The organism is Rhodopirellula sp. UBA1907, from assembly GCF_002337565.1.
Taxonomy (GTDB): Bacteria; Planctomycetota; Planctomycetia; order Pirellulales; family Pirellulaceae; genus Rhodopirellula; species Rhodopirellula europaea.
In genome coordinates, this window is sequence record NZ_DDGH01000094.1 from 46,935 (window position 1) to 68,251 (window position 21,317).

Sequence of the window (21,317 nt, forward strand, 5' to 3'; positions counted from 1 at the left end):
CGTTTCGGGAGAGGTACGCCGTGGGTAAGCCTGACGAAAAGCGGCATCAAAAAATGCACAACCTCCAGGAGGGTGAAGGGCATTAGCAACGTGATATTGAGTATGAACCACGCTCAACGCGTGCCGGCCACCACCTGATTGTCAGGCCATCACAACGGAAGCAGTTCGATCACTTGGCAACACCGCTTTCTTCGCTGTCGAGTCGCTTCGCTTGTTTGTGCTCTTCGTCGGACTTCAAGAAGAAAAAGGGCCATCTGTCTGCATCGTTTTAAGATGCAATGTTGCGTTGGCTGAGCGAAGTTGCGTGAAAAGAACGAGTGTCTTTCTCGCCCCAATTCCCTGCGTACTGCAGCTATTTATTTTTTTTGTCAACTCTTGCCGGGAAGAGTTGTGACCCCACGACCAAACTGCCTTCGTCAACCAGGCCGTCCACCCATCGGGCGGCCAATCGTTTCTGGCCCAGAGCTTAAAGGCGACGTCCAGCGAGTGAGTCGCCGGTGCCGGTAGATCGTGGTCGGGGCTGTGCACTCATGTACGGTGCCAAGGGCGACCCTGTGATGAACTGACGGTTAAATTGGATGTTGCCCAAAGCGACTTCAGTGCGGACACTTAAAAGGACACCTGGCTCGCCGAAACGATTTACCCGACGCAAGTGGTGTTCAATCATGCCGAGCCGGTGATGACGCGGAGCTTTCCGACATCGCCTGACCTATTGGAAACGGCGATTCTGCGTCAAACTAGAGCGTGAGTTCACGCGAAGAAGGCGAAAAACGTCTATGCGTGGCTCCTGGCGATGGACCTTCACGGTTCCATTAAATGAGGCTGCGAAAGCATCGATCGGACGATGCGGTCAGCGGAAGGCAACCACACAAACAGAGGTAGATTGGATTGCAAGATTTAACGATCGACGAATTGTACGAGGAATTCGAGGACTTGCCCGATTGGGACGAGCGTTGTGACTACTTGATCGACCTCGGCTTCAACCTGCCCGAGTTACCCGCGGAAGCCAAAACCGAGGAGAATCGTGTTCATGGCTGCCAAAGCAACGTGTGGTTGGTTGCTGACATCAAGGAGTCCACCCCACCGACCGTGGGATTCCTCGCGAATAGCGATGCCGTCATCGTCAACGGTTTGATCGCGGTTCTCGCCGCGTTGTATTCCGGCAAGACACCGCAGGAGATCATCTCGATCGATGCCCAAGAAGTTTTCAAGAAACTGGGTCTCGAGCGGCACCTCAGCCCGCAACGGCGGAACGGGCTGTACAGCATGGTCCAGCGAGTACGAGAACTAGCCGTCCAGGCAGAGGCCCAATCATGACCCCACTCGACATCGACGCCGTTCGCGGCGACTTCCCGATTCTGCACAAACCACTTCCCAAGGGTTTGCCGCTCGTCTATCTCGACAGCGGATCGTCTGCGCAAAAACCACAGTGCGTGATCGATAAAGAAAAAGAGGTCTACGAGAACTACTACGCTAACGCATATCGCGGCGTGTATCGATTTGGATCGATCGTCGATGAAGAGCTGGAAGGTGCGCGCGAAAAAGTCCGGCAGTTCGTCAACGCGGAGCATTCTGAAGAGATTGTCTTCACTGCTGGTTGCACGATGTCGCTCAACTTGGTCGCCAGTGGCTGGGGCAAGCGAAACCTCAAGGCCGGTGACGAGATCATCCTCAACGAGATGGAACACCATGCGAACTTGGTTCCATGGCAACAGCTCGCCTTGCAGACGGGAGCAACCTGCCGCTTCCTCCCGCTCACCGAAGATGGCCGTTTGGACATGGACCGCATCGGCGATGTGCTGAGCGACAAAACGAAACTGCTGGCCGTCACCGGCATGTCGAACGTACTGGGCACCATCAATCCAATCGCGGAGCTCGCGAAAATGGTCCACGACGCGGGAGCGATCATCGTTGTCGACGGAGCGCAGAGTGTTCCGCACGAGCAAACGGATGTCGTCGCCAGTGAGATCGACTTCCTGACCTTCTCGGGACACAAGTTGTATGGACCGAGCGGGATCGGGGTGCTGTATGGCAAACGCGAATTGCTCGAGCAGACCGACCCGATGCTCTTCGGCGGCCACATGATCGATCGCGTCTACAAAGATCACTCGACTTGGGCACCGTCACCTGCCAAGTTCGAAGCGGGAACGATCCAGATTGCTCAAGCGATTGCGCTGGGCTCAGCGATCGATTACATGACGACGCTCGGAATGGAAAAGGTCCACGCACACGAGCGAGACTTGCTCGAATACGCCTACACCTGTTTGCAGGAAATCCCCGGCATGCGGATCTATGGTCCTGGCATCGAAAACCGCGGAGCGATCACCAGCTTCACGATTGACGGTGCCCATCCGGAAGACTTGGCCCAACTGCTCGATCGAAAAGGCGTCTTCGTCCGGCATGGTCACCACTGCACGATGCCGCTTCACGATCTGCTGGGCGTCAGCGCGACTGTGCGAGCAAGCTTCGGCGTTTACAACTCGCGTGGCGACGTCGACGCTCTGATGGATGCGATCCAATTCGCCTGCCAACGTTTGCGTTTGATCTGAAATTTCAAACCTGCTGAACGTGCAACAGCTTTCACACCGCCATCGGATAGACTCCACAACACCAAACTGTCAGCCCTAGCGGCTAACGGGCTGTCGATTTGGTCGCATACCGAATGACAACCATTAGCCGACGTCTGTTAGCCCGGGTTGGCGTCTGAGCAACCACCGCAAAGGCGGTACGGCTCATTCAATCAACAGTGGCTAAACCCAGGTGGGTTCCCAGCCTTTGCGATAAGGTTTGGTGATCCGCTGCTGGGCTTCCGCGTGGTTGGTGATTTCCATCGACTCGGCGTCCCAGTGCAACTCTTGCCCTGGAAAACGAATCCCGATCGTTCCCAGCAAGACCGCTTCGGTCAGCGGGCCGGCGTAATCGAAGTGGGAAGTCGTTTCGGCGGCACCACGACAAGCGTCCGCCCACTGTGTGTAGTGGTCCACGGACGGAATCTCCGGCAGGTCTTCGACCAGTGTTTGATCCGCACGATAGAGTTGTGGCATTGCGACATGCGGGATCACCAAAGATCCCTTTTCGCCAACAAGAACCGATCCCGCGCCGGGCAACTTCGCATCGACGGGAATATGTGCCAGTCGTTCGCGTGGCGGCGATACACCCACCGCGTCGTACCAAGTGACCGGCAATGTCGAACCAGCGGTGCACTTCGTTCCGGGGAACTCGTACCGCACGGTCGCTCGATCCGTCCAGGTTTCTGGCATCAATTCAGGTGCTTCGGCCGTCAGTTTGGTTGGCGATGCGATTTGCAACGCTTTGAAGACCGGATCCAAGATGTGACACCCGAAGTCACCCAACTGCCCCGTGCCATAAGCCTGCCAGCCACGCCAATTGAATGGGTGATACATCCCGATCTTGTACGGTCGCTCCACGGCGACGCCCTGCCACAAATCCCAACGCACATGAGAAGGAACCGGATCATTGCCACTCGGGCGAGGAATGTTTCGCGGCCAAGAAGGCTGGCCGCCCTGCCACGAGTGCACTTCTTGGACTTTGCCAATCATGCCTTCATGAATCAGATGCACTGCCGTTCGATAAGCGGAGTGCGATTGAATTTGATTGCACATTTGGGTGATCACCCCATTCTTTTTCGCCGCCTTCCGCATTTGGCGGGCTTCCAGAACCGTGTGGGTCAGCGGTTTTTGGCAAAAGACATGTTTGCCCAGTTGCATCGCGGGCAGAGATACAGGTGCGTGCATGAAGTCTGGCGTGGAAACCAACACACCCTGCACATCGCCGCTTTCGTCCAGCAACTTCCGCCAATCATCGTATTGACGGGCGGACGAGAACTTTTCGGCAGCCTGCCCCAGGTGTTTCGCCGAGCTATCGATGTCACACAGCCCCACCACGTCGACATGCGGGCTCGCCGCGACGCCAAGTAAGTCGCTCCAGCCCTTGCCGCCGGTTCCAACACTCGCGATTTGCAAACGTTCGTTCGCGCCGTAGACACGCGAGTACTGCGTCGCGGAGAGCGTGATCGCGGTTCCAGCGATCGCGGTGGACTTTAAAAAGGAACGTCGATCCTTGGCAGGGCGCATGGCGGGTCTCGTTTCGAGGCGAGGGAGGGAAGGTGAGGCGGGCAACCGCGAAGCGATTGGGCCTGCATCATACCGGATCCTTCACCATCAGGAGTGAATCGCAAGTTGTTGCCATGCGAGCGTTAGCAACCAGGATTCATTCGAAGAGCACGTCCGTCTATCACGCATTGCCAGCAACAGAAGATTGCTGCATGCCTACGAAAAAAAGCCGGCAAGGTGAATTCACCTCGCCGGCTTCAATGATGTGATCAGCTAGCAGTGGGACGATGACTGAATTAGCGGTTCAGTTCGATCCCGAATGTTCCGCCTACTGCCAAGAAGTTTTGGTCAGACGGTCCGATCATGGTGCCCGCGTCGCTTTCGTGTCCAGCTCGTCCAAGCCCCTTGGCCAGGTCGAAGATTTGGAAACCACCTCGGACGTGAATCATGTTGGTCAACTGGTAGCCCAGTTCTGCTCGAGCGTCGTATCCGATGAAGAATCGCTCATCGCGATAGTGCTCCAGTTTGTTCTGAGTCCGGTAGAACGATGTGACTTCTGAGTCAGCACCGAAGCCGTCATAGAACGTGTTCTCTGACATGGCGTACCGCGTTGCGTGCTGCAGGTTCACGCCGCTGAAGGCACGGAACTCAAGCGAGTAGCGGAAACGATTCACGAACTTGAAGTATCGGAAACCGAGTTGCAGCGTGTACATCTCGTTTTCAACTTCGGAAAGGTCCTGATCCAAACGTTCGTACGCATCAGGGCTGATACCAAGATCGACGAAGTATGGGTTCTGCGTCAGTTCCGTCGTGCCCGGCAGAATGTCAGCACCGTCTTCACGAGTCCGCGAGTAGGTGTTTGTCACCGCTCGGTCGTCCAATGTGACGAACTTCACACCAACCATAGGCTCGAGAATCCCACCGTAGTGATAGGGTTCCATTCGCCAGGTCTTGTTGATTTCGTACGTGTCGTACTCGACAAAGTTGGTTGAACGACCGAGCTCGTAGAATCGCGTGTCGAAACCGAAGTTGTTGTTGTCATCGGTGAGCACGTTCTGTCCGAACTGGCCGCCCGGGAACTCAGGAGTTCCGGTTAATTGAGTCGCATTGAGACGGTTGATTCGTTCGACGCGGTTGAATTCACCTGCACGGATGTCCAAATCAGACCAGCCGAACAACCAACCGGTGTCCTTTTGCGGCGTCATGTAGCCGAACTCGTATCGGTTTCCATCGCCGAAGTCGAGTTGATACTCGCCGCTGTCGCCGCCGAGCGTCGTCGCTTCACCTTCAGGGCGTTTGCCCCACAAGTGCAGCTTGTCGTAAGTTCCGAACCAGCCCGTGTGAGCCCGCTTCTTTGGTTTCGTGTCCACGATGTCAGCATCGTAGATCGGTTCGAACCATTGAAAATCTGGGTCAAACGCGAAGGGGTCCGCCAAAGCATGCTCCTGGGCAGACACCGAAGCGCCACCAGCAAATACCGCCAGGGCTGCCAATAGTTTTGCAGTCAGCTTCCGTACCGACATCGTTGTTCCACCGTCATGCTAGGAGTTGCCGTCACGTTCAATTGAGAACTCGCTCAATCAACGTCACTGCTGATCACTGTTAAGTCCCGCCGCCGCCCCACTTTCTGAGCAAACCGCATTGGGTTGTGCCGGTAGTATCGGTTCGTCTGATCGAAAAGGCTTAGCCAGATTGCTGGTCAAAACGGTAAATCCTTCAAAAACTGATCCACCGCACCTTTCGTTTCGAGAGGATTCACCTGCCTAATCAGCGCATCTTTCCATTGTGGTCACGATCATTTGACATTGGTTTCGCCGCAACGAAAGTCAGAACAACGAGCGTTTGCCGCGGACTGGCGGAATCACGCTATCGATCGCCTCCGAATTGATCTTGTTGTCAGAACGCTCCGATCGGCACAATCCGGCCATGCCGACGTCCCCTTCCCAAACGCACTCCTCGGCCGATGCGCCGAACCCATTCTCGATTGCTTTGCCTCCCGCCAGCGGAGCCAAGCAAAGGTTCGTGCATGCCCTGCAGTTCCTCGGAATCGCAGCCGCGATCACAACGGTTTGGTTGTTGGTCACCGTCTACGGCAAACAATATCTGCTGAACCAGCTCGTCCAAGAACTTCCGACTCTTAACGCTACCGATAAGAGCGGCCGACTGATTCAGATCGCTGGCTTCGGCATCGATGCGATTGAACCGTTGTCGGCAAGCTTGATCGATGAAGAGGACGCGGTATCGGAAGTCGCTTTTGGACTTCTGAATCAATTGCAGAATGATTGGACAACGCTGCCGCCAGAGATGGCCGCCCGATCGCATCAGCGTCTGATCGATGGCGTTCGCAAAAACATCGACAACATGCCTTCTACTGAATGGACAGCGAGACAGACCGCTCGCACCCGATCGCTACTCCGACAAACGATGCTCGAATTTGCCGGCACTGAGACACTCGGTGACGCTGAATTGACCGACGAACTTCGTCAACTGATCGCAGGTGTCTCACAGAGCTCTCGCGATACGTTGGCCCAACTGGACCAACCGGTACGAACCCTGGCCAAAGCACCGTTGGCGACGGAAGCTTCCGATCAATTGCCCAACGCAGACACTGATTCGATGTGGACCGATTGGCCTCCATCGCGTCCCGTTGCAATCATTCGCTCGGGAACATCGGATTCACAGTCGATCCAGGTTCGAGAGACAGCCACACGTTTGCAGTCGGCTGGTTCGTCGGAATCAGGCGATGGACAACTGGAATCTGTCCCCGATGGTGTCACCGTTCCATTGACGAAGGTTCCAACCTCGTCTGAGGAATCCTTGGTCCACCGAGTTCCTGAACTGCCACGCCTGGCAAAATCCGCTGAAGAACGAGTCATCCGGGTCAACGCGGAGCTGACCGGATCTCCATTCACCGCGATGGACGACGAAACCATCTTGCGGCACTTGGGCAACCCCGATGGATCGCTGGCTGAACAAGCTCGCGCCGAATTGATCGAACGCGGCTTTTCAAACGTGCAACTTGAGTTCGGAACTGCGATCGCAATCGCCCAACCCAAGGACCGGATCACGCTAATTGACTCGATGCTGAAATCAGGAGGCCTGAACGCATGGCCGTGGTTGTCGATGTTGCTCGACGATCCAGATCGTCAGGTACGAATGCACGTGATCTCGATCTTGGCCCCATCGAAAAACCGAACCGTCAAACAGCGTTTGCAAGAACGCCTGAAAGCCGAATCGGATTTGATCGTGGAAACGAAGCTCCGCAAAGTCCTCGAACTCCGCTAGCCGGAAGCAGCGGATTCGCGTCGAGGTGAACTCACTTCGTCAAAGCATCTCGGATGCAAGCCGGACGATTGGTGGTGATGCTGACGAAATCGAGATCGACCAACTGCTTAGCCACCTCGGCATCGTCGATTGTCCAACCATGCATGTCGCAGCCGATGCCACGAACGGCCTCGCAGAACGCTTCATTGAGAACCGGGCCGACCAGCCCATCTTTGACCTGTGTCCCAAACCCGGAAGCATTCGTTGACTTCAATCGCTCGGTCACAGTGCTGAGACTTGGCTTCCAGCCTCCCGTCAGTTGCTTCTTGTACGATGACAACCAGTTCGCTTCGTAGGGCATCATCTCACGAGCTTGGCGAACGACCTCATCGTTGAAGCAGATGATCGTGATTTGCTCGGGTTTGAGCGAGCATTCTTCCAATTGTTGCTTCAAGATTGGCAAGATCTCGGGGCCACATTTAATTTCGATGAAGATTCCCTTCCCATCGGGGACTGTGGCCATGACTTCCTTCAAAGTTGGGATGCGTTCGCCGGTGTAACGCTCGTGCTTCCAGGCTCCGACGTCCAACTTGCGAAGCTGTTCCAAGGTTGCCTCAGACACCTTCAGGGAAGGCGATTCCGGTGCGGTGCGGGCCGTTGTCTTGTCATGCAAGCAGACGATCTCACCGTCGGCCGATAGATAGAAGTCGCCTTCGATCGCATCGGCATTCTCTTCCCAAGCCAAATTGAACGCGGACACAGTGTTTTCCGGTGCGGTGTAGGACGCACCGCGGTGAGCCACAATCATCGGCAACGGCTTGGTTTTCGGCGTGTTTTCATTGCCGCGAACGTTTTGCAGCGAGCCTAAACCGAGGCATGCAACAAAAGAAAACGCCGCCGCGAAACGAGTCGCGGCGGCGAAGAAGGTTGTGTCAATCGATGTCATCTTGAATCAGTCCCACCACCATTGGCCGGGTGCCAATTGATCTGGCCCCGAGGAATGTTTGACCTGCTCGTGCTGGCCTTCGGTGTCGATTGTGACGTGGTCCTTCTTCAGTGCAATCCGTGGTTGAACGTTCACGCCGCCACCCAAAGGAGTCATCAAAGTGTTGCCTCGCCAGATCGCATTGACGGCTGTTTCGACCTTCTCGGGTGCGGTGTAAGTCTGCACGCTGACCTTGCCTTCGTCGCCCAAAACTGGCATCGACCAGTTGGCTTGTCCGTAGAAGTCTTGCTCGTGAATGTAAGCCGCGGCAATCGACAGATCGATCAACTGACGCAACTCGGCGTACACGCGAACACGGTCTGCGATTTGGTTGTATTTCTCGGTGAACTCTTTCGTGAACGCTTGGCTGGCGCGATTCACGCGACCGGTTCCAACACGAGCACCGTCGCCTTGAACGCGTTCATTGGCACCGACCAACTGAACACCACGTTCATTGATTCGCATCGCCAAGTTGTCTTCGCTGACGGAAACACCGTCGTAGTTTGGTTGGAAGTACCAACGTTCCATTGAGTTCGCCGAAACGCTGACGGGATTGGTGCGAGACACATAGCTGCGGACCGGAACAGGCAATTGCTCCAAACCGATGCCGATCAACTTCATTCGATAGTCGGCCTCAACCAACACGCGAGCGAAGTGACTGGCGGCTGGGATACCTTGAATGGTCACCGTTTGCAGACCCAAGTTCTGCTTCAGACCACGAACGAGTTGCTGTGTGTCGCCGCGGCCCGCACGTCCACCGACTCGCACGAGGAATTGTTGCATCCGCTGCAGGCCTTCTGGTGTTGGATCGATCGAAACCGAAATCACGCGAGCCGGTTTGCCTTGCGGTGGGAAAGCTCGAAGAGCAACGACGACGTCTTCCAACAGAACGCTTGGACGTCCTGACTGCATTCCAACAAAGCGGTCAGTTGCGTCAGCAACGTAACCTTCGGCTGGGCCAGCCAAAACGATGTCATTGGAATCGGGGTAGAAGAACACGTACTGGACGGAGGTTAGCCCGGCCATCGCGAGCATCTCATCGGGAAGCGGACGATCCGCTTCGACATATTCGGAAATGGCTGCTTCCAGTCGATTCAGCGAGACCTTTCGCAGCTTGCTGGTTTCCATGGATTCGCCAGAAGCCACATTGGCTCGCGACTGCACCCAACGCTGGCGAGCCAAACGCGGATCGATCGTGCGAATTTTCAAGACGCCTGCGGCATCGACATCCACACCAGCAGGCTGGGTACCGAAGTTGTTCGTGACATTGCCACCGCCGCCGCCACCGTCTTGGCCGAAGCTGGAGGGAACCAACGCAATCGCCATGAACGCTGCGAACGCGAAACTGGCCAAGGTGCGAATTCGAGAATGGCGATCGATCAGTCGCATCGGTGGATTCTTTTGCAGAGAAGAACGTCGAGGGTGAGAATGAGGGCCGACGTCGATCGGATTCCGACCGGCGGCCAAAGGTCAGTCTAATAACGCCCGCGGAAAACCTCAACGAAATTCCTGAGGAGCTTTTCTTGGAGCCGCACATTAGCCCGCGATGGCCACTTTTCGCCTATCGGGGGTCCGGCGGGCAGTCACAGCCCTCGGCCGGAGTCAGCTCACTTCGGCCTCCACCTCGCCGAGCCTCCCGCCGCCGCGTCCTCGGCTCTCGGCTGGCCGACGTTTGGTGGATCGAACCGGCCCCCATCGCCGGACAACACGCACTTCCGATACGACTCCACCGCTCTCAAGCAAGGCAGACCCCGCCGAGAGGCGAGTTTGGGCCGGTTGGAGCGGTTGGAATGTCCCGGCTCAAAAGTGTATGGAGCCAAACGGGGCGTACAAACAGCGTCCAGGCCTTTTCGCCGTGCCCCAGTCATTTACACTGCTGGCCCGCGTGAGCCGCTGCGGCACGCTTGGATCGCCGCAACCCGGGTCGTCACGTCCCCGTCTAACACACGAACAAAAGTACAGCTATGAGTGGTGATTGTGATTTCGGCCTGATTGGTTTGGCCGTCATGGGCGAAAATCTTGCCTTGAACGTCGAAAGCCGCGGCTACAAAGTCGCCGTCTACAACCGCACCACGTCCAAAGTTGACGCTTTGATGGAAGGCCGTGCGAAGGGCAAAAACTTCGTCGGCTGTCACTCGATCGAAGAATTCGTCAAATCAGTCAAACGACCTCGCAAATTGATGATGCTGGTCAAAGCCGGCCCCGCTGTCGACGCCTTGATCGAGCAATTGCTGCCTCATTGCGAACCCGGCGACATCATCATCGACGGTGGCAACGAGTACTACGTTCACACCGAACGCCGCACCAAGCAAGTCGAAGAAGCCGGAATGCTCTACGTCGGTTGCGGCGTCAGCGGTGGCGAAGAAGGTGCTCTCAAAGGCCCATCATTGATGCCCGGCGGAAGTGCCGAAGCATGGCCTCACATCAAAGAGATGTTCCAGTCGATCGCAGCCAAGGTCGGCCCCAACAACGACATTCCTTGCTGCGAATGGCTCGGTGCCGGCGGTGCGGGCAACTATGTCAAAATGGTTCACAACGGAATCGAGTACGGCGACATGCAGTTGATCTGCGAAGCCTACCAATTGCTCAAAGAACTCGGCGGTTTGTCCAACGATGAACTGTACGACGTCTTCGACGAATGGAACCGCGGTGACCTGCAAAGCTACCTGATCGAAATTTCTCGCGACATTTTCAGCGTCAAAGACGACCAAGGTGGCGACGGATACCTCGTCGACAAGATCATGGACGTTGCCGGTGCGAAGGGCACAGGTAAATGGATGAGCCAATTGGCTCTCGACCTCGGCGTCCCAAGCACCCTGGTCACAACCGCCGTGTTCGCTCGCGGGTTGTCGGCACAAAAGGAAGCACGGACTCGTGCCAGCAAGACGCTCAACGGTCCTGCTGAATCATCCAACCCAGAAATGCGAGCGATCGCTCAATCGCTGGTTGGTGACCGCGCCGAGTTCGTCGAAGCAGTTCGCCAGGCACTGTACGCTTCCAAGATTGTGTCGTACGCCCAAGGCTTCGTTCAATTGCAAGCCGCATCGGCCGAGCACAACTGGGGCTTGGACTACGGCGCCGCCGCATTGCTGTGGCGAGGTGGCTGCATCATCCGTGCTCAGTTCCTGGATCGCATCAAAGAAGCCTTTGACGCTGATCCAAATCTGGAGAATTTGCTTCTCGCGAAGTACTTCGAAGACGCGGTCGAAAACGCACAAGAAAAATGGCGAAAGGTTGTCGCCGTTGCTTCGATCATGGGCATTCCAGTTCCCGCGTTCAGCACCGCGTTGTGCTACTACGACGGATATCGCATGGAACGTTTGCCAGCCAACATGCTGCAAGCCCAACGCGATTACTTCGGTGCTCACACCTACCAACGTCTGGACAAAGAAGGCACCTTCCACAGCGAGTGGATTCAACTTCGCAAAGAGCCCAAAGCTTAATTTGCAGTTGGCAACAAACGACTGACCCAATGGTCAGTCATACACAAAAAGGTCGGCAAACGCCGGCCTTTTTTCGTGTCATGAATGCAACCTTTGTTCACGGCAAAAACACGCGGCAAAGGTATTGAGTGCCGCGAAAGATCAGCCTGTCTTTTCATTCACCGGAATCATCGACCGGCAAACTGACACGGACAACTTGTTCGCCCCAATCAACCTTCAGGTTGGCTTGCGCGGCAATTGTCTGAGCCAACTGCGATAGCGTTTGCTTCGTTGCGTCCAAGCTCACCAATGCCTGACTTCGCAGTTTCGCATTGTCGTCGATGGCCAACTTCTTCCCCGCCGCACCTGCGAATTGCGAAAGCACTTCGTTGGCGGGTTTGTTCAACAACTTCAGATCGTAAGTGGCCTCTCTTCCCGATGCCGCGATTTGTGCAGGCGCCGGAGCAGCATTCCATTGCGCCGCCAAAGCCGCGCGATGTCCGGCCGGATTCGTGTGCACTCGTAATGTCTTCGTACGAGTCTTTTGATCGCGACCAGATCGAAACGACGCGGCCGCATCAACGGCTTGGACCGCTCGCCGAACCTCGTCTTCGCCATCCTCCATCGGATAAGTCATCAAGAACTTGACGTCTTTCCAGTCCGTGTCGCTGGGCTCGATGACGCGAACTCCGTCCGGAAGAGAATCATCACGCGACCGCAATCTGGCCAGCGGTGTGCCTCGGCGTGCAGCCATCTGGAATTCTGACAACGCCATCGACGCGACATGCCAAGGGTCAACCTTTCGCAACTTGGCTTCCGGCCAAACATCGTGCGGCAACCAACGCACACCGACCGCTTCGTCCGATGAGACACCCTGCAAATTCAATCGACGATTCTCTGCGCTCGCGAGCACGGCATTCAGTGCCATGGTCGATGACGTGCCCCTGGGCCATTGAACATCGATTGATTCTTGCTTGGCAGAACTCACCAAAGTACCAAGCGTCTGATCGATCCATTCAGGTCGCCCGACCAACAAAATCCCCGGGATCGGAAAAGCTTCCCAACCCAGCGGACGGGTCAGTTGGGTCATCGCTTGTGCAGCAGAACCACCAGCCAAATTTAGCGAAACGATTTTGTTTGGGTCGACGCCGCCATCACGCCACCAAGTCCAAGGCCGATCGGGGCTTCCGGAACTGACCTGCGAAACAATTTGATTGATCGCCTCTTCCGCCGTTTGCCCATCCAATGACACCGTGATCACGGTCCGGGTGAAAGCCGACGCCTGCACCGGAGAGTCCGCTGGAGGCTGACAAAAGGCCGGTAAACCCCAGCAAATGGAAAACGTCGCCCCCAAAACCGCGACCACAAAATGTCTTCCCCAATCTTCTCGCGATTGCCCGTTCAGTCGATTCGTCGTTTGGACCGAACGGTCGGCAGTTGGGCGAAGTGCGGTGTTTTGGCGGGTTCGGCAAGCTCCCGCGTGCGGAAAGCCATCGAGGAAAAGTGGTTGGGATAGCATCCGACAATCCGTGCGTTGGAAAGTTCTTTTGGTGTGCCGTCTTGCCCGACAGCTTGATCGGTCTAACATCGAGAAGTCAAACCACAGCAGCCAAATTGCAAGTGAAAAACCGGCTCCAGGCCGTTTGACCCGCCCAATCCTCCCAGACCGTCCTGACTAGCCCAAGGTGGAATCGAACGTGACAGCTCCCATCGTCCACACGACTCGCCTAGTCGCCGCCTACCGGCGATACCTCGGCTCCGCGGACGCACCCCGGTTTGCTCACGACGTTGACGAGCACTACACATCGGCCACGCTGACCGCACTGCTTTCTCGAGGAGAAGTCGAACATCGCAGGGCCGCTGCGTTGGCTTTGGGGATGTTGGGCGACCGTCATTCGGTTGATTTTCTCGGCCGAGCTCTCTCGGACAGCGATCGTGGAGTTCGATTGGTCGCGGACGACTCGTTTCATTCCGTCATCGTTCGTGACGCGGCTCCACTGCATCACCAAAAACTTCTTCGCGTCATTCACCTGAACGACGGTGGCGAGTACGCCGCGGCTTTGTCACCCGCGATGGTGCTGATCGACCAAGCTCCTTTGTACGCGGAAGCTCACCATCAGCTCGCAATTTGCTGGCACGGTTTGGAAGATTTTGAGAAGGCAGAAGCCGCCTACCAATCGTGTTTGTGGCATTGCCGATTCCATTACACGGCTTGGCAAAGTCTGGCCAAAGTCCGCGTGCTTCTTGGCAAGGGCAACAAAGCACTCGATGCACTGAATCGTTGTCTGGATATCAACCCTGATGTCGAAACGGCTCGCATGCAACGCCGAGTCATCCGTCGCCGGTTGCGTCAAAGCGACGTTTGAACTCGATCTCAGGAAGTAGCTTTGATTCACGATGACACATTGGTCGGCAGCTTGGCATTGCTGATCGCAGCCATCACGACCGCCATCGCAATCGGTCCCTGGATGGCCCCCTATCAAATTCGCTCGATCGCGGCGATTCAAAAGCACTACGGACTCTTGGTCGCGCGGTGTGCTTGGCTACTGATCGCGTTTCTTTCTGCTGTTTGCGGTGCGGCCATTTTGAATGGCATCCGGCCCACCTATGCGTCGCCTCCCGCAACGCTCAACCAGAATCAGTGAAGCCATTTGGTTGACGCTGTTTTCCGCCAAACACATCTGACCCAACGCGTTGCCAGACACGTACTACCAAGTGTCGCGAGCCCACCTTGCTTGACCAGCGGGGGCATCAAGCTCTCCAAAAGATGTCTTGACTTTGGGTGAGCGGGCTACTAGTTGTGGATTTCAGGTCTTTCAATTGGCCCCCTTTCGCAGCCTGAACAAGGGGATGAAGCAATGGCAGCTGAACACACACCTGAAAAAAGATCGGCACTCGATCGCTTTCTCAGCGGACTGAGTGAATCGATTTTCCAAACCAAGTTGGGCGTCGCGGACGTCCAGTTGATCGGTTACGTCAGTGACCTGATGTTGCGATTCGTTCGCATCGACGCAGTCCACAAAATGCGGCGCAACGATGGGCGTCCGGCAACGGAAGTCTTTCAGTTGCTGTGCGAAGCCGAACGTCGAATCGGCATCGCTAAACGTGAAGTGCATCGACACATCGGTGACGTCACGCTTTTTTGGGCCGGCATGTTTCCTGAATCCGTGCGCGGCGATGGCAAGGATTCACCGGACCAATTGCTGAACTACTTCGAACACGGCAAACGGTCGTACAAGATCGCATCAACGATCCAGGCTGATGAATCACGACCGCCTTGCGAGCTGCTGAACCGTTTGAGCGACCAGTTCGAACTGTGTGCTTACGGCCTGCGTGAGATCCGCCGCGAAATCGACGATGCCGAACCAGGCCAGCAATTGTTGCTGTCGTGATCCGCACGAATCGCCGTTAAAATGGTCGGCTCTTTGATGGCGAAGTAAGTCGTCAAGACAAAGACGCCCAGTGACCAAAACAAAACGGGTTCGACGATTCCTCGCCGAACCCGTTGAACTATCTGTAGCCGAAGTCTCGCTGTCTATTTTCGGCGAGCCTTCGTCTTCCGGCTTTTTCGCTTCAGCTGTTTTTCGCGAATCGCGAGCACCTCTTCTCGATCAACCGATTCGTGATCACGTGCGATGCAGGCCAGCTCCCACGCTTCATCTTCGCCGTAGCGGTTGAACGCGAAGCTGATCTTTTGCCGTCGCCCATCCTCGGTTTTCCAAGACGCACAGTACGCTTGGTATTCGCAACCGGGATAACGATTGTCGACTGAGTGGGCCAGATGCACCCCCACCTTGCCAGTGGTGTTTCGACTGGTCAACTTGTCTTTGGTCGAGTTATTGGCCGGCCCCAGTACTTCCAACAAAGCCGCGTGGCTTTGTTTTGCCAGCTGCAGTGCTTTGCGTTTTCCGCCGCACATTTTGTCGGAGTAATACTCTGAATTCCGCACTCCATCGCGGCAAACGCGGACCACATATCCCTTCGAGTTGTTCTTTTCGACTCGTGTGATTCCGGGAGCAACGGTCGTTGCTTTGGTGGGTGTCGTTGCCATCTTGCTTTTGAATTGTTCTTCTAGAGGTCATCGGATCGAACGATCGTCAATTCTCACTACGAATTAACCACGTCCTGCGCCCAACTTAGTTCCCTTTTTCATTCTCGCAACTGTTTTGAACCAACACATCATCTTGGGGCTCTGGCCCATCGCGGGAGTCACCACAATTGGCGTCACTCGTGAAAATGCAATCGCGACCATTCATGCCGCAATCGACGCAGGCATCCGTCAGTTCGACACGGCGTACAGCTATGGCCTGCAGGGGGAGGCGGACGAACGCCTTGGGGCGGCTCTCAAGGACCTGGACGGGGCAACTCGCGATGAGATCCAAATCATTGGCAAAGTCGGGCAACGTTACGGCGAAGACGGCGTTCGCGTGAACGATGGCAATCCAGAAACACTCGTCGTCGACGCTGAGAACTCACTCCGACGCATTGGCATTCGCTGCTTTGACACGTTGATGTTGCACTGTGTCGATGACGAAGTGCCGATCGAAGCAAGTGCTTGGGCGTTGCAACGGTTGATGCAACGAGGCATGGCGAAACGCGTGGGGGTATGCAACGCCACCCCCGAACAACGAGCAGCTTTCGCGAGCGTTGTTCCATGCTCAGCGATCCAGTGTCCACTGAATGGACTTCAGCAGGATGCTCTTTCCAACGAGATCGCCGATGCGAAAGAACACGACTGCGACGCGTGGGTTTATTGGACGCTCATGAAAGGATTGTTGGCGGGCAAAATTGAGCGTGACCACGTTTTCGCGGAAGGTGACAGTCGGCCAAACTATCCGATCTTTCAAGGTGCGGCCCGCAAAAGAGCTCATGACATTGTCGACAAGCTGAAAGAAATCGCGGCCGACACCGGACGCTCGGTCGCGAATTTGTCAATTTCCTGGGCGGTATCCCAACCCGGCGTGACCGCCGCGTTGGTCGGCGCCCATCGCCCCGAACAAATTGCTGACTTTCGAACCGCGGGCCCATTGCCCAAAGCGGTGCGACGACAAGTCAACGAGCTTTTCGCTACTTCCAGCGATTCGCCGGAGGGATGAACGCGTCGAGCGGTTCGAGAACGTGACCGTTTGTTTCCGCTGCGAAACGGAAACCGATATCGGCGATCGCGTCGGCTGCTTGGATGAGTTGCTCTCGGTTGTTCAGCTTTAGCGTCACGCCGCTGTAAACCATCAAAACATTTTCAATCTGTTTCGAGTCAACCTTTTGAGAAACTGACAGCAAACGTTTGGCCGCTCGGTCTGCTCGCTTGGCGGCGGTGACACCGAACTTTGCTTTTTGAGTCGCTTCGGCAGTCGCTCGAAGACTGGCTTCCAAGTCCGCGATCATGCCACTGACAAACATGACTCGCAGTCGATCGCGAGTGTTCTGGTCATTTGATTGGCCATCGGAATCGATGAAGTTGTGCCGGATCGTGCCCTGGCTCCACGAAACAAATTCGAAATCAAGACTTCCGGTCGGGTGACCACCCACGTTGACGAGTTCTTCATCGGCGGTCGTGTGGCAACGCAAGCAGCTTTGCGCAACCAGATACACGTTGACTGGATTTCGCATCCCTGCCGCAACACTCTGAGCCAAACGTTGCTGTCGATGCTCCGGTGTTTCCATCGCTCGCGTGACTTGTTCGCCACCATAGTCATGGTGCAGGTCCAACCATTGTTTGGCTGAGCCGTGACACGATTCGCAACTAACCCCCTCGATCGCGTGAACGTTGCCCGAGGCCAAGTCGACTTTTTGTGTGTAGTGGCAATCAACACATCGGCCGTCGTATTTGATGGAACGAACGCCCAACTTCGACGCGATCTCTTTCGCGGCTGGACGACGATGCAATTCATCGAAGGTGCGATGGTGAGGCGTTGCCTTCCATACCTTCACTTCATTCGCGTGACACTTGATGCATGTCTCGCTGCCCATGGTCAAATGTGGATCCACTGGTTTGGCCGCAGCACCAGCAGCGCTGGCGGTGTCGACCATCGAACTGACCAACACGCCGCCTTGAGCGGGAGCCCATCGCATCAGCTCTCCTGCTGATGCATCCAGATCAGGTGCTGAGTCTTGGGATCTCGGCATCTGCAACAAACCAATGGCGGTCATGGCCAGGACCAGCCCCGTGATCACGGATGCGATTGGGAGACGATTGATGCAGAGTGACATGCCGACACAATTGAAACAGCGGACAAAACAGTTTTAGCTGTTCAAATTTACGACACGATTCCGCGCGTTCTGTTCCGCTTCGCCGTGAGCGACACGATCGGTCAACCGGGGGATGCGTTCGCAATGGTTGGTCGGTGTGAACGAGATATTGCAGTTGACGCGATTGAAACGGATTGGCTATCGCCCAAGGAGGTTCTGTGACCGATCGAACCAGCGACTTCTCCGCCAAGAAGGTGGTCGACGTCGCCATTTCGTGAAACAGAAGAAGTGACTAGCGAGAGCGGCTGGAACGCATCGAGAAGGATTCTCGGCAACCGCCAGTGAGCTTGTGATACACGCGGCAAGGAGGCCGTGGTGATCAAACTGTTATGGAAATTGATCTGGGGCAATAAGTCCAATTCGCGGCGGCGATCTCGTCGATCCAGCGGCTCATTGCTGCGCTGGTTCACGCCAGGGATCTCAGTCACCGGTGTCATCGCGTTGGTCATCGCGGCGTTGACCGGACAAGTCAATTTGCCAAGCCTGGATTCGTTGCGAGGCAGCGAGGAACCAGTCTACGAAGATCCGCTGGCAGCCTCATTGACGCCCGAACAAATGGCGTCCCGAGGACATTCGGGAAATGCACCGATGGGGCAAATCGCTCCGGTTAGCTTGGTCACCCCTGTCAGCGGTCGCGAAAACAAAAACGACACATCCATTCGCATCGCAACATTCAACATCCAAGTCTTTGGGAAGAGCAAATCGGGAAAGCCGGACGTGATGCGTCAGCTCGCGCAAGTCTGCTTGCTGTTTGATGTCGTCGCGATCCAAGAGATCAAAGGTGATCCCGCACTTCCAATGAACGGCTTGCTGGACGAAATCGCCAGTCTCGGCGGCCGTTACGATGCCACCGTGAGTGCTCCCCAAGGCAGAACATCGCAGACGGAGCGATACGGATACGTTTGGGACACCGATCGCATCGACTTGATTCCCGAGTCGGACTATTTGGTCAACGACGACCTTGATCGAATGCACCGCGCTCCGATGGTCGCCAGCTTTCAAACTCGCGTCACACCGACGGCGACTCGCAAACCATTCCGATTCACGTTGCTGAATGCACACACGGATCCTGACGAAGTCGGTTCGCGTGTTGGGGACACGGCGGAAAACGAGATGAACGTCTTGGACGATGTCTTTCACAGCGTCCGGATGTACGAATACCAAAACACCGGCGAAGAAGACTTCATCTTGATGGGCGATTTGAACGTCGACACACGATGGCTTCTTGAGATGGGACGCATCCCCAACGTGACATCGCTGGTTGGCGACAAACCGACCAACACGCTGCAAACAAAGACCTACGATCACATATTGATCGACGCCGCCACGACGCGCGAATTCACGGGTCGAGCTGGTGTGCTTGACCTCAAGGCCGCGTTGAGACTCACGGAAGAACAAGCACTGAAAGTCAGTGACCACATGCCGGTTTGGGCGGAATTTGGAGTCTACGAAATTCCGCCTCGGTAGCTCGTTTTCAACTCGTCAAGCACAACGAGCTCAATGAACTCAGACGGGTGCAGCGTCCTGGAACATCCGAACGGGCTGGATTGGGTAGGCGAAACGCCCATAGGTCATTTCGTAAATGTCCCACTTCTGATGCCCATCGTCGTGCAGAACGGACTTGATCAATCGTTCCGTTAGCAGCACCACGTCACGCCATTCGTTGGTGTCCAAGGTCACCAAACCGGCACCGCGTTGCTCTGCCATGTCGGCGGCTTTCTCCAAATGTTTTGCCAATAACTTGGGTGCGGTCACGGATGGGTGAACCGACAAAGTTGCGTGTTCGTTTGCGCCTGCGACCTGCAGCTCTTCATAGGAATCATCGACGCTGATCAGACAGTGCCCGTCTTCGAGGATACTGATCAGTCGCAGACGGACTTTCCCATCGAGCTCATCTGTCATGCCCAGAACGAGATTCTGGCATCCGACCTGGATCGTTGCGTGGCACGCTGCATCGCCGCGACCGATTTCCACCAACAATGGTTCTTCGAAGTCAGCCTTTTGCCAAAGCACGTTGTGCTCCATCGCTTCAGGAGACGGTTGTGCATTGGCCGGCACGCTCAAACGCGGGTCCAAGTATTTTCTTGAGTAGCTGGCGTTCTTGTTCAACGTTTCTTGAAGCTTGTCTTGCTGAACGCCTGTCGTTGCGAATTGATCCGCATCGACTTCCGTGCCCTTCGTCTTCTTGGCACGCTTTTGCTTCTTTGATGGCTTTGCCCGTTTTGAACGCCCTTTCTCCGGCACGATCAAATCGTCCAGTGATCCAGGTGACAGCACCATGCTTCGCTTTGTTTTCACGCTGCCACGGATCCCCAACAATAAGGCTGTTCCGCCGCAAGCGGCAACGAACCCGGCGGCTTGCCAAGTCCACATCGATTGAGCCTGTCCGAGTCCTCCGAGAACAAAGGCCAAACCGTAGGCGGCGACCAAGCTGATCACACCTGCGAAGAATGCCAACACCCACGTGACTCGGTTGCCACGACCGGATCGCAAAGGAAGCCCGAACAATCCAACGATGGCAGCAATGGGACAGAACAAAATCCAAAGTCCCCATCCAGCCGAACTGCACAGCAACCATCCCAGCGTCATCGCCAAGGCGGAACCGCCTACCCAAAGCCCTGCGTTGGACTTTGTTTCGGTTTGCGAAACGGGATGCAACGAGTACTGATCCATTTCAGCTGACTTCACAAACGGCTCTGGTAGTTCGAGGCCGATGTACTCAGCCGACGTTGCGATCCACTTCGAGGTTGGGTCTTCGGTGACGAACGCAGTCAGCGTGCCGGTCGACTTCACTTCTTCCAAAGCCAACGCTGCAATGTTTCGGCCCGGTGACAACTTCAATGGTTGTGGCATCGAAGCACCAATGAAGTCTCGCGGAATGACTTCGCCACGAACCATCTGATCGATCAGCTTCCGTGAACGAGGGTGCTTGAGAGTTTTCGCAATGGTCGACTTTGCCATCGCGACCTTGTCGCCTGACATCCAAGCTCGCATTCCTGTTCCGACAGGCAACGGAGCCGTATCGTTGGGATCAGGTTCCAACATGGCGAACTCCATCTCTTCGGATGGTTCCGCGATGGTTGCGTCAGTCAATCGAACGACCGAGGATTCACCGATTCCATATTGAACGAGCTCGGCACAAGTCATTTCGACCGGAGTTTGCTCCGATGACAATGCACGATGAAGCTTGGGAACGGCGATGAGAGTCCCGCAAAAGAGACCGGCCGAGAACAAAACGCTGCCGACTGCTGCACGTCGAGTGTTACGTCGTTTTGAGGAGGGCATCCGAAGCTACTCGTTGGTTGGGCTGAGGCGTGGCCGATG

17 protein-coding genes are annotated in these 21,317 nt (G+C 55.8%); 9 read left to right on the top strand and 8 right to left on the bottom strand.

Annotation, left to right across the window (positions count from 1 at the left end; translation table 11 throughout):
- Window positions 1-888 precede the first annotated feature (888 nt).
- The gene (locus B2R17_RS21795; protein WP_286765653.1) at window positions 889-1,317 is read left to right on the top strand and encodes a SufE family protein; all 429 of its coding nucleotides are present in this window, start codon (window positions 889-891) and stop codon (window positions 1,315-1,317) included.
- Window positions 1,314-2,549 carry an aminotransferase class V-fold PLP-dependent enzyme gene (locus tag B2R17_RS21800; protein ID WP_286765654.1) on the top strand — a complete coding sequence of 412 codons (1,236 nt, stop codon included), beginning with the start codon at window positions 1,314-1,316 and terminating at the stop codon, window positions 2,547-2,549. The genes B2R17_RS21795 and B2R17_RS21800 overlap by 4 nt, the downstream gene beginning before the upstream one ends.
- Window positions 2,550-2,750: 201 nt before the next feature.
- Here the strand turns inward: B2R17_RS21800 and B2R17_RS21805 are convergent, their stop codons facing one another.
- Together B2R17_RS21805 and B2R17_RS21810 are read right to left on the bottom strand one after the other, a co-directional pair.
- The gene (locus B2R17_RS21805; RefSeq protein WP_286765655.1) at window positions 2,751-4,094 is read right to left on the bottom strand and encodes a Gfo/Idh/MocA family protein; all 1,344 of its coding nucleotides are present in this window, start codon (window positions 4,092-4,094) and stop codon (window positions 2,751-2,753) included.
- Between the two features lie 275 nt (window positions 4,095-4,369).
- On the bottom strand, window positions 4,370-5,596 hold the full coding sequence (locus B2R17_RS21810; protein ID WP_286765656.1) for a hypothetical protein: 1,227 nt from the start codon (window positions 5,594-5,596) through the stop codon (window positions 4,370-4,372).
- 403 nt (window positions 5,597-5,999) lie between these two features.
- Between B2R17_RS21810 and B2R17_RS21815 the strand changes: the two genes are divergently transcribed.
- Window positions 6,000-7,358, top strand: coding sequence for a hypothetical protein (locus tag B2R17_RS21815; protein WP_286765657.1), 1,359 nt, complete (start codon window positions 6,000-6,002; stop codon window positions 7,356-7,358).
- 31 nt (window positions 7,359-7,389) lie between these two features.
- On the opposite strand, the gene B2R17_RS21820 is transcribed toward B2R17_RS21815, so the two are convergent.
- Both B2R17_RS21820 and B2R17_RS21825 read right to left on the bottom strand, forming a co-directional pair.
- On the bottom strand, window positions 7,390-8,283 hold the full coding sequence (locus B2R17_RS21820) for a glycerophosphodiester phosphodiesterase (RefSeq protein WP_286765658.1): 894 nt from the start codon (window positions 8,281-8,283) through the stop codon (window positions 7,390-7,392).
- Between the two features lie 6 nt (window positions 8,284-8,289).
- The gene (locus B2R17_RS21825; protein ID WP_339886716.1) at window positions 8,290-9,789 is read right to left on the bottom strand and encodes a DUF1598 domain-containing protein; all 1,500 of its coding nucleotides are present in this window, start codon (window positions 9,787-9,789) and stop codon (window positions 8,290-8,292) included.
- Between the two features lie 497 nt (window positions 9,790-10,286).
- Between B2R17_RS21825 and gnd the strand changes: the two genes are divergently transcribed.
- Window positions 10,287-11,765, top strand: coding sequence for a decarboxylating NADP(+)-dependent phosphogluconate dehydrogenase (gene gnd, locus B2R17_RS21830; protein WP_008655870.1), 1,479 nt, complete (start codon window positions 10,287-10,289; stop codon window positions 11,763-11,765).
- Window positions 11,766-11,919: 154 nt separating this feature from the next.
- Here the strand turns inward: gnd and B2R17_RS21835 are convergent, their stop codons facing one another.
- Complete coding sequence (locus B2R17_RS21835) at window positions 11,920-13,263, bottom strand: hypothetical protein (RefSeq protein ID WP_286765660.1); 1,344 nt, start codon at window positions 13,261-13,263, stop codon at window positions 11,920-11,922.
- A 178-nt stretch (window positions 13,264-13,441) separates the two neighbouring features.
- On the opposite strand from B2R17_RS21835, the gene B2R17_RS21840 reads away from it, so the two are divergent.
- From B2R17_RS21840 to B2R17_RS21850, 3 genes are all read left to right on the top strand, one after another.
- On the top strand, window positions 13,442-14,110 hold the full coding sequence (locus tag B2R17_RS21840; RefSeq protein WP_236615899.1) for a HEAT repeat domain-containing protein: 669 nt from the start codon (window positions 13,442-13,444) through the stop codon (window positions 14,108-14,110).
- A gap of 21 nt (window positions 14,111-14,131) precedes the next feature.
- Complete coding sequence (locus B2R17_RS21845; protein ID WP_008668946.1) at window positions 14,132-14,389, top strand: hypothetical protein; 258 nt, start codon at window positions 14,132-14,134, stop codon at window positions 14,387-14,389.
- Window positions 14,390-14,602: 213 nt separating this feature from the next.
- Window positions 14,603-15,136: a hypothetical protein gene (locus B2R17_RS21850; RefSeq protein ID WP_286765661.1), complete on the top strand. Its 534-nt coding sequence runs from the start codon at window positions 14,603-14,605 to the stop codon at window positions 15,134-15,136.
- A gap of 143 nt (window positions 15,137-15,279) precedes the next feature.
- Here B2R17_RS21850 and B2R17_RS21855 read toward each other — a convergent pair whose 3' ends face one another.
- Window positions 15,280-15,795 carry a hypothetical protein gene (locus B2R17_RS21855; protein ID WP_008655862.1) on the bottom strand — a complete coding sequence of 172 codons (516 nt, stop codon included), beginning with the start codon at window positions 15,793-15,795 and terminating at the stop codon, window positions 15,280-15,282.
- A gap of 115 nt (window positions 15,796-15,910) precedes the next feature.
- Between B2R17_RS21855 and B2R17_RS21860 the strand changes: the two genes are divergently transcribed.
- On the top strand, window positions 15,911-16,840 hold the full coding sequence (locus B2R17_RS21860) for an aldo/keto reductase (protein WP_286765662.1): 930 nt from the start codon (window positions 15,911-15,913) through the stop codon (window positions 16,838-16,840).
- On the opposite strand, the gene B2R17_RS21865 is transcribed toward B2R17_RS21860, so the two are convergent.
- Entirely contained in the window at window positions 16,812-17,954 is a 1,143-nt protein-coding gene (locus tag B2R17_RS21865) for a multiheme c-type cytochrome (RefSeq protein ID WP_286765663.1), read from the bottom strand. The two genes, B2R17_RS21860 and B2R17_RS21865, sit on opposite strands and share 29 nt — an antisense overlap.
- 351 nt (window positions 17,955-18,305) lie before the next feature.
- Between B2R17_RS21865 and B2R17_RS21870 the strand changes: the two genes are divergently transcribed.
- Complete coding sequence (locus B2R17_RS21870; protein ID WP_339886712.1) at window positions 18,306-19,460, top strand: endonuclease/exonuclease/phosphatase family protein; 1,155 nt, start codon at window positions 18,306-18,308, stop codon at window positions 19,458-19,460.
- A gap of 39 nt (window positions 19,461-19,499) precedes the next feature.
- Here B2R17_RS21870 and B2R17_RS21875 read toward each other — a convergent pair whose 3' ends face one another.
- Window positions 19,500-21,278 carry an MFS transporter gene (locus tag B2R17_RS21875; RefSeq protein ID WP_286765665.1) on the bottom strand — a complete coding sequence of 593 codons (1,779 nt, stop codon included), beginning with the start codon at window positions 21,276-21,278 and terminating at the stop codon, window positions 19,500-19,502.
- Window positions 21,279-21,317 lie beyond the last annotated feature (39 nt).